Source organism: Bifidobacterium platyrrhinorum, assembly GCF_010667645.1.
GTDB classification, from domain to species: domain Bacteria; phylum Actinomycetota; class Actinomycetes; order Actinomycetales; family Bifidobacteriaceae; genus Bifidobacterium; species Bifidobacterium platyrrhinorum.
In genome coordinates this window covers 189,283-199,502 of record NZ_WHZV01000002.1, presented here as the reverse complement: position 1 = coordinate 199,502, position 10,220 = coordinate 189,283, and the positions used below count along the sequence as shown (strand labels likewise).

General features: G+C 68.4%; 8 protein-coding genes. 3 read left to right on the top strand and 5 right to left on the bottom strand.

The window, feature by feature from the left end; all coding sequences use genetic code 11:
• Positions 1 to 119 precede the first annotated feature (119 nt).
• Together GFD21_RS04145 and GFD21_RS04140 are read right to left on the bottom strand one after the other, a co-directional pair.
• Positions 120 to 1,760 carry an acyl-CoA carboxylase subunit beta gene (locus GFD21_RS04145; protein ID WP_163196678.1) on the bottom strand — a complete coding sequence of 547 codons (1,641 nt, stop codon included), beginning with the start codon at positions 1,758 to 1,760 and terminating at the stop codon, positions 120 to 122.
• Positions 1,757 to 3,661, bottom strand: a complete 1,905-nt coding sequence (locus GFD21_RS04140) for an acetyl/propionyl/methylcrotonyl-CoA carboxylase subunit alpha (protein WP_163196677.1) — start codon at positions 3,659 to 3,661, stop codon at positions 1,757 to 1,759. Before GFD21_RS04140 ends, GFD21_RS04145 begins: the two co-directional genes overlap by 4 nt.
• 267 nt (positions 3,662 to 3,928) lie before the next feature.
• On the opposite strand from GFD21_RS04140, the gene GFD21_RS04135 reads away from it, so the two are divergent.
• Positions 3,929 to 4,537 carry a biotin transporter BioY gene (locus tag GFD21_RS04135; protein ID WP_163196676.1) on the top strand — a complete coding sequence of 203 codons (609 nt, stop codon included), beginning with the start codon at positions 3,929 to 3,931 and terminating at the stop codon, positions 4,535 to 4,537.
• A gap of 285 nt (positions 4,538 to 4,822) precedes the next feature.
• On the opposite strand, the gene GFD21_RS04130 is transcribed toward GFD21_RS04135, so the two are convergent.
• A complete protein-coding gene (locus GFD21_RS04130; protein ID WP_163196675.1) occupies positions 4,823 to 5,701 on the bottom strand; it encodes a biotin--[acetyl-CoA-carboxylase] ligase in 879 nt (292 codons plus the stop codon).
• A 147-nt stretch (positions 5,702 to 5,848) separates the two neighbouring features.
• On the opposite strand from GFD21_RS04130, the gene GFD21_RS04125 reads away from it, so the two are divergent.
• Together GFD21_RS04125 and GFD21_RS04120 are read left to right on the top strand one after the other, a co-directional pair.
• On the top strand, positions 5,849 to 8,062 hold the full coding sequence (locus tag GFD21_RS04125) for a DUF6020 family protein (protein WP_225431646.1): 2,214 nt from the start codon (positions 5,849 to 5,851) through the stop codon (positions 8,060 to 8,062).
• A 57-nt stretch (positions 8,063 to 8,119) separates the two neighbouring features.
• The gene (locus tag GFD21_RS04120; protein WP_163196674.1) at positions 8,120 to 8,926 is read left to right on the top strand and encodes a PucR family transcriptional regulator; all 807 of its coding nucleotides are present in this window, start codon (positions 8,120 to 8,122) and stop codon (positions 8,924 to 8,926) included.
• A gap of 144 nt (positions 8,927 to 9,070) precedes the next feature.
• On the opposite strand, the gene rplA is transcribed toward GFD21_RS04120, so the two are convergent.
• Both rplA and rplK read right to left on the bottom strand, forming a co-directional pair.
• Positions 9,071 to 9,763, bottom strand: coding sequence for a 50S ribosomal protein L1 (gene rplA / locus GFD21_RS04115; RefSeq protein WP_163196673.1), 693 nt, complete (start codon positions 9,761 to 9,763; stop codon positions 9,071 to 9,073).
• Positions 9,764 to 9,778: 15 nt separating this feature from the next.
• On the bottom strand, positions 9,779 to 10,210 hold the full coding sequence (rplK, locus tag GFD21_RS04110) for a 50S ribosomal protein L11 (protein WP_163196672.1): 432 nt from the start codon (positions 10,208 to 10,210) through the stop codon (positions 9,779 to 9,781).
• Between the last annotated feature and the right edge of the window lie 10 nt (positions 10,211 to 10,220).

Genomic DNA, 10,220 nt, shown 5'->3' with positions numbered 1-10,220 from the left:
TGTCTGTTGTTGCGTTACGTAAGTCTGTGGTTACGTTCTGTTATGCGGATGGCTCCGTCGTCGGACAGTCCACTGGACTGTCTTCCTCCTCGCGCTGATCGGTCTGCCGAGCGGACCGATCAGAGCGGCTGGTTGCCGTGGTGCTTATCGACCGGGCGGACGCGCCGTTTGGTGGCGAGCGTGGCGAGGGATTCGACGATCGCCTCGCGCGTCTGCTCGGGGTCGATCATCGCGTCGATCTGCCCGAGTTCGAGCGAGAGGTTCGCGTTGACGGTGGTCGCCTCGTAGTCGGCGATGTACTGCGCGCGCAGGGCTTCGACGTCGCGGCCGGACGCCTTGGCCTTGGCGAGGTCGTGGCGGTGGATGATGTTCACCGCGCCGGCAGCGCCGAGCACCGCGATCTGCGAGCTGGGCCATGCGAAGTTCATGTCGGCGCCGATGGCCTTGGAGCCCATCACGATGTAGGCGCCGCCGAACGCCTTGCGCAGCACGACGGTGACGAGCGGCACCTGCGCGTTGGCGTACGCGTAGATGACCTTCGCGCCGCGGCGGATGATGCCCGCGTGCTCCTGTTCGGCGCCGGGCTTGTAGCCGGGCGTGTCCACGAGCGTGACGACGGGCAGGTTGAACGCGTCGCACAGGCGCACGAACCGGGCGATCTTCTCGGAGGAGTCCACGTCGAGGATGCCGGCGTTCACGTTCGGCTGGTTCGCGACGATGCCGACCGGGTGGCCGTCGATGCACGCGAAGCCGACGAGCGCGGACGCGGCGAACAGTTCGTGCACCTGCACGAATTCGCCGTAGTCGGCGATGCAGCGGATCACGTCGAGCATGTCGTAGGGCTGGCGGTCGTTGTCGGGCACGATCGTGGCGAGGCGTTTGGCGGTCTCGCGTTCGGCGCGCGTGGCGGCGTACGCGTAGACCGGCGGGTTCTCGCCGCAGTTGGACGGCAGGTAGGCGAGCACGGTGCGCGCGTAGTCGATGGCGTCGGATTCGTCGGCGCCGAGGTAGTGCGCGACGCCCGACCTGCGGTTGTGGACCTCGCCGCCGCCCAGGTCGGCCATGGAGATGGTCTCGCCGGTCGCGGCCTTGACGACGTCCGGTCCGGTGACGAACATGTCGGAGTTCTCGCGCGTCATGATGATGAGGTCGGTCAGGGCCGGGCAGTAGACGGCGCCGCCCGCGCAGGGGCCGAGGATGAGCGAGATCTGCGGCACGAAGCCGCTCGCCTCGCACGTCTTGCGGAAGATGCGCCCGTACTGGGTGAGCGCGGCGACGCCCTCCTGGATGCGCGCGCCTCCGGAGTCGACGATGGCGACGATCGGCACCCTGAGCGAGATGGCCATATCCATGAGGTGGCAGATCTTCTCGCCTTCCGCGGTGCCGAGCGTGCCTCCCTTGACGGAGAAGTCCTGCGCGTAGACGGCGACCTTGCGCCCGTAGACGAGGCCGAATCCGGTGATGACGGCGGCGCCGGCCTTGCCGGCGTTGATGTCGCCGCCCTGGAAGCGGCCGATCTCCTCGAAGCTGCCGGTGTCGAACAGCAGGTCGAGGCGTTCGCGCGCGGTCTTCTTATGCTTGGCGTGCTGTTTGTCGCGCGCGCGGTTCTCGGCGTCGCGCGCGAGTTCGGCGGCCCTGACGACGGCCGCGCGCAGCGGCTGGCGTCCGTCGGCGCCGTTCGCGGCGGAACCGTTCGCGGATGGTTCCGCGACCTGCTTCACGGCGTCGCGCACGGCGGGCATGTTGACGATGTCGGTCATTCCGCGGCCTCCTTGTCCTTGTCGGCCGCGTCGGCGCCGTCGGCGGCCCGCGGCCCGCCGGCCGAGCCGGACGCCCCAACCACGTCCAGCGTGACCAGCGTGTCGCCGGCTTCGACGCCGTCGGCCGGGCCGACGAAGATCTTCTTCACCGTGCCCGCGGCCGGCGCGTACACGTAGTTCTCCATCTTCATCGACTCGAGCACGACGATCAGGTCGCCCTTCGCGACCTCCTGGCCCTCGGCCACGTTGACGCGCGTGACGACGGCCTGCATCGGCGAGGCGATGACGCCGGACTTCGCGCCGTCGTCCACGGGACGCGCCGCACCGGCCCCGGCGTGCGAGCCGGAGCCGCGCAACGGCTGCGTGGGCCGTTTCGCGCCGCGCGCCCGGGCGCCGCCGGTGAGGTTCTCGACGATGTCGGCCGGCACGGTGAGCTTGACGCGGCGGTCGTTCATCTCGATGACGAACGTCTCGGTGGGCTCCTTGGAGGATTCGCCATTGGCGCCGGACAGGGACGCGGGCTGGCCGGCGCGCGCCGCGTCGGCCTCGCGGTTGAGGTACGTGCGTTCCAGCCATTTCGTGCTCACGTCGAACGCGTGGCCGTGTTCGGCGGTGAACGCGTCGTCGCGGAAGATCTCCTTGAACAGCGGGATCGGCGTCGGCACGCCTTCGATGACCATCTCGTCGAGCACGCGGCGCACGCGCGCCACGGCGGCGGCGCGGTCCTGCGCGGTGACGACGACCTTGCCCATCATCGAATCGAACTTCGGCGAGACGGTGTCGCCCTGCGTGACTCCGGTGTCGATGCGCACGCCGGGGCCGGACGGCCAGACGATGCGTTCCAGCGTGCCGGAGGACGGCGTGAGGTTCGTGGCCGGATCCTCGGAGGTGATGCGCAGTTCGAAGCTGTGGCCGCGCGGTTCGGGCGCGGGCGTGAGCGCGCCGCCGGCGGCGATGTCGAGCTGTTCGCGCACCAGGTCGAGGCCGCACACCTCCTCGGAGACGGTGTGTTCGACCTGCAGGCGCGGGTTCACCTCGAGGAAGTAGACCTTGCCGTTCGGGGTGACCATGAACTCGCAGGTGCCCAGGCCCGTGTAGCCGACCGTTTCGAACAGGCGACGCGAATACTCCTTGAGCGTTTCGGTCACCTTGTCGGGCAGGAACGGGGCGGGCGCCTCCTCGACGAGCTTCTGGTTGCGCCGCTGCAGCGAGCAGTCGCGCGTGGAGTAGACGGTGAAATTGCCATGGGAGTCGCGGCCGGACTGGGTCTCGACGTGGCGCGCCTTGTCGATGAACTTCTCGATGAAGTACTCGTCGAGGTCGCCGCCCTCGAGCGCGTCGTGGTTGGTGTAGAAGCGGCGCAGCTCCTCGTCGTCGCGCACGACGGTGATGCCGTGCCCGCCGCCGCCGTCGGTGCGCTTCATCATGATCGGGTAGCCGTGCGTGTGCGCGAAGTCGAGCAGTGTGCGGATGTCCTTGACCGATTCGGACAGACCGGGCACGGGCGGCACCTTGGCGCGCAGCGCGACGCGGCGCGCGGTGATCTTGTCGCCGAGCTCGGTGAGCGCGGTGTGGTGCGGCCCCACCCAGATCGCGCCGGCGGCCTCGACCTTCGCGGCGAAGGACGGCACCTCGGAGAGGAACCCGTAACCGGGGTGCACCGCATCGGCGCCGGAGCGCTTCAGGATGTCGATGAGCAGGTCCTCGTTGAGGTACGTGTCCTGGTAGGTGTCGCCGGTCAGCAGGTACGCCTCGTCGGCCAGGTCGACGTATTGCGCGTCGCGGTCCTGTTCGGCGTACACGGCCACCGTGGCGATGCCCATCTCGCGCGCGGTGCGGACCACGCGCAGGGCGATCTCGCCACGGTTGGCGACGAGTAGTTTCTTGACGATATTCCCCATATCGTCAGATTCTGCTCCCGAAGATTGACGCTTTCAATCGAAACGTCTACAAAACGCGATGCGAAGTTTTGTTACCTTCCACAAACGTCACCGTAGCTTTCCGGTTTTATGCTCATGGGCAACACCGGCGGTGGTTCGTGGCCCGTTGTCGTTTCGGGGACGCGGCCGCCGCGCCGGGAAGGCCGCGGATCGTCCTGCGGCCGGACGGACGGGACCGGGATCCGCCGGGTTCCGGATCCGTCCTCTCACGAGAAGGGAACCAATCTCATGCAGTCCAACACCCCCGCGCCCGCCGCGCCATCGTCCGCCGCCAAGTCCGTCTCCACCGCGCGCCGCATCGCCGCCGTCTCCTGGAAGCCCCTGCTGTTCGCGGTGCTCATGTGGGTCTCCGCCGCCGCGGGCGAGATCCCGATCCCGGGCACGCCGGTGCCGATCACGTTGCAGACCTTCGTCGTCATGCTCGCCGGCCTCATGCTCACCTGGCGCCAGGCCGGCGCCGCCGTCGCCGCGTACCTGGCGGCCGGCGCCGTGGGACTGCCGGTGTTCGCCGGCGGTGCCTCCACGATGGCGCTGGTCGGGCCGAGCGCCGGATTCCTGCTCGGCTTCCTGCCGGGCGTGATCGTCATCGCCCTGGTCAAGGGCGGGGCGCGTGCCAAGGGTGCCGCGGCAATGCTCCTCACCGCATTGCGGTACTTCGCGGCCGCGTTCCTCGGCGGCGTCGTGGTCGTCTACGCGTTCGGATTCCTCATCCAGTCCGCATTGACCGGCGCGCCGCTCATGGTCGTGGCCCTCGCCTCGATGGGCTTCGTCGTCGGCGACATCGTCAAGGCCGCCGCCGCCTCCCTCGTCGCCGCCGGTCTCGCCAAGCTCCGCTGAGTTTCTTCGCCGCTCTCGAGAATCGGGGACACTGGGAATCGCTCAGTGTCCCCGATTCTCGAAGGCAACGGCTTTCTCGAGAAATCGGGACGCTGAGAGTCTCTTAGTGTCCCGATTTCTCGATACCTAGGATGATTTCGAGAAATCGGGACGCCCACAACAGCCGACGATATCTCCGAGGGGAATCACCACGGGAAACCACCATGGCCCCACGGGAAACCACCGCAAAGAACCCACGGGAACACCCCCACACAGTATCCCCACGGAACCACCGCGGGGATACTTTTATTGCAGCAATCCCACTTCGCTGGCGAGGAGGGATCTCACGTCGCCGTTGTCGGTGCGCACGCTGATCGACGCATCGTCGTTGAGGGCGATCACCTCGCCGTGCACGGCGCTGCCGTCGATGAGCTGCGCGTCGATCGTGCGCCCCATCATCCAGCACACGCGGCCCATCTCCTCGCGCAGCGACTCGGCCTGCACCGCAGGATCCTGCACGAACGCGCCCAACCGCCGGCGCAGGGACGTGACGATCCCGGAGATGATCGCGTCGCGCAGCTCGTCGACGGGCGGCAACGGCCCCACGTTCATCTGCAGGGACGTGGCCTGCGGCGTGGGCAGACGGTCGGCGGGCATCATCAGGTTGATGCCGACGCTGCACACCACCGCCTTGTGCGTGACGTCGTCCGGCAGCGGCAGCACCTCGGTGACGGTGCCGCCCAACTTGAGGTCGTGGCAGTACAGGTCGTTCGGCCATTTGATGCGGAACCCGCAATCCTCCTCGTACGGGCGCGCGCCGCACGCGTCGAGCGCCTTCCCCAACGCGTCCATGGTGGACAGTCCGGCGATCATCTCCAGCCATCCGTTGGCCATCTCGTCGTCCGCGACGGACGTGGGGATGACGGTGACGAACGTGGCGGTCAGCGACTTGCCCGGCGCGGTGATCCACTGGCGTCCGAACCGCACGAGCGCGTTGCTCAGGTAATCGGCCGTGATGACGGTGACCGGCAGGCCGAGGTCGCTGGACAACGCGATCTCGCGGCGCCCGATCATGTCGCGCGCGTCGGCGTGCGTCGAACCGGATTCGGCGAACGCGACCACCCCATCCGCAAGCGCCCGGGTCTTGTCGAGCCGCGGCACTGCGACTTTCAGCAATGAAATCATGGGCAACACCATACGCCCGGGCGTCTACCCGCGCCAATGCCCGCCCGGCGCACGGGCATCCCGTCGCCACGTATGCGTTCGCCAGGTCGCGGGGCGCAGCCCGCATCGCCCGAAGCCGTTTCCGCCCCGCCGGTAGAATACTGCCCTATGAGTGATGTCACCGCGAACCCTTCCGCTTCGGTCGATTCCGCCGCCACCGCCGCAGGATCCGCGACCGGTGCCGCCGCCGGCCGTCGCCGGTCGCGCCGCGGCGGCGCGGTCGGCCGGATCGGCGCGGCGGCGCGATGGGCGCTGGCCGTGATGGCCTGCCTGTGGCTGGCGTGGTGCACGGCCGTCGGACCGTTGTATTGGGAGGATTCCTCGATCGCCGCGTTCGGCTGGCCGAACGCGTTGTACGGCGTCACGGCGTTCGTCGCGTATCTGCTCATCATCGTGGCGCTGGTCAGGCGGGGACGCCGCGAGCCGCTGTTCGGACGGACCTCCGCCGCGCCCGCCGGTGCGCTCACGCCGCGGCGCTTCCCGCCAGTCCGGCCCGGTTCCGGCCATGACGCCACCGTCAACGACGTCGCCAACGGCTCCCCCGTCACCAACGAAACCAACAAAACCAACGGAATCAACGGCACCGACGATCCCGCGCCGCGCACCCGTCGCGCGCGCCGGACGGCGGCCGCGCGCACCGGCCTGACGCGTGCGCGCATGTTCCTCGCGCGTTGGACGGTGCGCCTCACCGACCGCCGCTGGAAGATCTGGACCATCCTGTTCGCCGGATGGCTGTGGGTGCCGACCACGCTGCTCGCCGCGTTCGGCGCGGACCTGCGCAGCCAGGCGCGCGAGTTCAGCTGGGCCTGGAACCAGTGGACCGGCTTGAAGCAGCCGTACATCGGCTTCTTCTCGTTCGCCCCGATGGACATCTACCCCACCGCGCACTACCTGTGGCCGGCCGACCCCACGTACCTGACCGACCAGCACAACATCGTGCTCACCCTCTGGTACGGCTCGACGATGGCCGCGAGCCGCCATCTGACCGGCTCGAACGACTGGGGCGTCATCGTGCTCGCGGCCGTCCAGTTCCTGTTCGCCGTCTGCTGCACGGCCGCGACCGTGCACCGCTTCCTCAACCTGCCGTGGCTGCGGCGTTGGGACGTGCGCACGTCGCGCGACGATTTCGCGCATCCCGAGCGCGGCCTGTCCGTGCGGCCGCGGCGTTTCGCGCACCCGGAGATGGGCACGCGCCCGGCCCTGCCGCCGCAGGCCGCGCATGCCGGCGTGCGTCTGGCGGTCCTGCTGTTCTTCCTGGTCTGCCCGCTGCCCGTGTTCGCGACCATCTCCCTGACCAAGTCGCCGCTGTTCGCGTTCGCGTTCCTGTGGGCGTTCGGCATCTGGTACGAGCTGTACGCGACGGGCGTGCTGTCCGGTTCCCGCCGCACCGTGATCCGTCTGCCCCGCCGCACGTTCGCCGCGTTCGCCGCCGCGAACTGCGTGATGCTCATCTCCGCGAAATACGCGTGGTACGTGCTCGTGTTCGAATTCGTGCTCGCGATCCTCGCCGACCGTCGCCGCTGGGCCACGTACGTGGCCGCGCTGCTGCTGCCCACCGTGCTCATCCATGGCGGCATCTCGCTGGCCGTCTCCTCGGGCCGGATCATCGGCGGCGACCCGATCGAAAGCCGCGGCGTGCAATTGCAGATGATCGCCCGCGTCGCGCAGCGCGACCCCGATTCCATCCCCGATTCGGCGCGCGAGGAGCTCGCGCCGGTGTTCAACCTCGACCAGATGGCCGACGCCTACTTCCCGCAGGACGCCGATCCGGTGAAGTCCTCCGGCATCCAGTCGAAGAAGGTGAGCTACCGCTGGCGTTCGGTGAAGCCCGAGGACATGAAGGGCTTCAACCAGGCGTGGCTGGAGATCGTCAGGGCGAACCCGGTGGTGGCGATGGACGCGCTGATGGCGAAATGCTACGGCTACTTCGACATCGCCGACCTGCCGTACGTGTCGATGGACTACTACGTGAACAGCGACTACGTGCAGCACAATTCCACGTGGATCAAGTACGTGAACCACGATTGGCGCGACTGGGTGGCGTGTGTCGCGAAGTCGTGGGGTTCGATCCCGGTGCTCGGCTGGGTGACGCACGGCAACTGCTACGTGATCGCGACGCTGCTCATCGGCGCGGCCGAGGTGGTCCTGCGCCGTTGGCGCGCATTGGCCTGGCATCTGCCGCTGCTGCTGCTCATGGGCGTGATGATCACCGCCCCGGCGAACGACTTCGAACGCCACATGCTGCCGGTCGCGTTCTGCTTCGCCTTCCTGTGTCTGACGTTCCACCGCGATTCGCGCAAGGCGGCGGACGGCGACCGCTGACGGGTTTCCGGGTTCCGACCGTCCGCATCCCGAGCCCGGGTTACTACACTGGGGGCCATGACTGATTTCCTGGACCTGCTGACGCGCGACGCCTCCGCCGCGGACGACGACGGCGCGGCCGCGCGGCTGGCGAAGGTCGCGTTCGAATGCCTGGCGTCCGGCCTGTCCGACGACCGCGTGGCGTCGTTGCTGCGCGCGCTCGGCTTCGACGGCGCGTTCGCCTGTTTCGCGATCGCGGGACTGCCGGCGGCGACGGTCGAGGCGACGTCGCGCGACGTGACGCGCGCGGTCGTCGATCTGGGCGGCGACAAGCCGCTGATCGGGGTGCGCGACGGCGTCGTCGCCGCGCTAGTCCGCGTGGAGGCCGCCGCGAGCCCCGAGGTGACGTGCACGTCGGTCGCCGCGGCGTTCGACACGACGTCCACGCCGATCTGCCTCGGCCCGGTCCGTCACGGCGTGTCCGGCGCGGTCGCGACGCTGGGCGCCGCGTTGACGACGCTGCGGGCGGCGCCGGCGATGCCTCCCCGCCCGCGCGCGGCCACGCCGTTGCGCGCGGAGGAGGCGCTGCCGGAACGCGCCTTGCTCGGCGACGCGGACGCCCGCCGCGAACTCGTCGACGTGGTCTACGGTTCGCTCGCCGGCGACAATCCGGACGATCCGACGATGCTCACCGTCTCCACGTTCCTCGCCTCGGGGGGATCGCTGGAGACGACGGCGCGCACGCTCAACGTGCATCCGAACACGGTGCGCTACCGGTTGAAGCGCGCGGCCGACACGACCGGATGGGACGCGACGAACCCGCGCGAGGCGTACGTGCTCACCACGGCGATCGCGCTGGGGCGGATCCATGCGGCCCGAGGATGAGGGGGCGAACGAACGTTTGATGGATATGCGAAGACCCTCGGTTCCTTCGCGGAACCGAGGGTCTTCTGTGCGGCTTATGCGCAACGAGCTACGCTCGCGACGCTATCGCTGCTCGCTATTACACAAAGCCCACCGGGCTTTGCGTCAGGCGATCACGGACGGATCGACCGGGATGCCGGGGCCCATCGTGGAGGTGATGGTCGCCTTGGTGATGTAACGGCCCTTCACGGTGGCCGGCTTGAGGCGCTTGACCTCTTCGGCCACGGCGTGGAAGTTCTCGTCCAGCGCGTTCTCGGCGAAGGAGGCCTTGCCGATGAGGAAGGAGAGGTTGCCGTTCTTGTCCACGCGGAACTCGATCTTACCGGCCTTGATGTCCTTGACGGCCTTGGCGACGTCCATGGTCACGGTGCCGGTCTTCGGGTTCGGCATGAGGCCACGCGGGCCGAGCACGCGGCCCAGACGGCCGACCTTGCCCATCATGTCCGGGGTGGCGACGACGGAGTCGAAGTCGAGGAAGCCGCCCTGCACCTTGGCGATCAGGTCGTCGTCGCCGACGATGTCGGCGCCGGCCTCGGCGGCCGCGGTGGCCTGCGGGCCACGGGCGAAGACGAGGACCTTGACGGTCTTGCCGGTGCCGTGAGGCAGGCTCACGGTGCCGCGGACCAGCTGGTCGGCCTTGCGCGGGTCGACGTTCAGGCGGAGCACCGCTTCGACGGTCTCGTCGAAGTTGCGGGCCGGCATGCTCTTGAGCAGCGCGATGGCCTGGTCGGGGGTGTACAGGTTGTTACGATCGACCTTCTCGGCCGCTTCGCGGTACTTCTTGGAATGCTTAGCCATCTGTCCTTCTCCTTATCAGTCGGTCACCGTGATGCCCATGGAACGGGCGGTGCCTTCGATGATCTTCATGCCGGCTTCGATGTCGCGGGCGGAGAGATCGGCCATCTTGGTCTCGGCGATCTCACGGACCTGCGCCTTGGTGACGGAACCGACCTTGTGGGTCAGCGGGTTCTCGGTGCCCTTGTCGATGCCCGCGGCCTTCTTCAGCAGCGCGGCCGCCGGCGGGGTCTTCAGGATGAAGGTGAAGGAACGGTCTTCGTACACGGTGATCTCAACCGGGATCACCTGGCCCATCTTGTCCTTGGTCTTGTCGTTGTAGGCCTTGCAGAAGTCCATGATGTTGACGCCGTGCGAACCCAGCGCAGGACCCAGCGGCGGGGCCGGGTTGGCCTTGCCAGCCTGAATCTGCAGCTTGATCAGCGCGGAGACTTTCTTCTTGGGAGCCATGTTATGGTTC

Bases quoted from the DNA above. Each gene is read 5' to 3' on its own strand.
- GFD21_RS04145 (WP_163196678.1), bottom strand. From the start codon at position 1,760: ATGACCGACATCGTCAACATGCCCGCCGTGCGCGACGCCGTGAAGCAG.
- GFD21_RS04140 (WP_163196677.1), bottom strand. From the start codon at position 3,661: ATGGGGAATATCGTCAAGAAACTACTCGTCGCCAACCGTGGCGAGATC.
- GFD21_RS04135 (WP_163196676.1), top strand. From the start codon at position 3,929: ATGCAGTCCAACACCCCCGCGCCCGCCGCGCCATCGTCCGCCGCCAAG.
- GFD21_RS04130 (WP_163196675.1), bottom strand. From the start codon at position 5,701: ATGATTTCATTGCTGAAAGTCGCAGTGCCGCGGCTCGACAAGACCCGG.
- GFD21_RS04125 (WP_225431646.1), top strand. From the start codon at position 5,849: ATGAGTGATGTCACCGCGAACCCTTCCGCTTCGGTCGATTCCGCCGCC.
- GFD21_RS04120 (WP_163196674.1), top strand. From the start codon at position 8,120: ATGACTGATTTCCTGGACCTGCTGACGCGCGACGCCTCCGCCGCGGAC.
- rplA (WP_163196673.1), bottom strand. From the start codon at position 9,763: ATGGCTAAGCATTCCAAGAAGTACCGCGAAGCGGCCGAGAAGGTCGAT.
- rplK (WP_163196672.1), bottom strand. From the start codon at position 10,210: ATGGCTCCCAAGAAGAAAGTCTCCGCGCTGATCAAGCTGCAGATTCAG.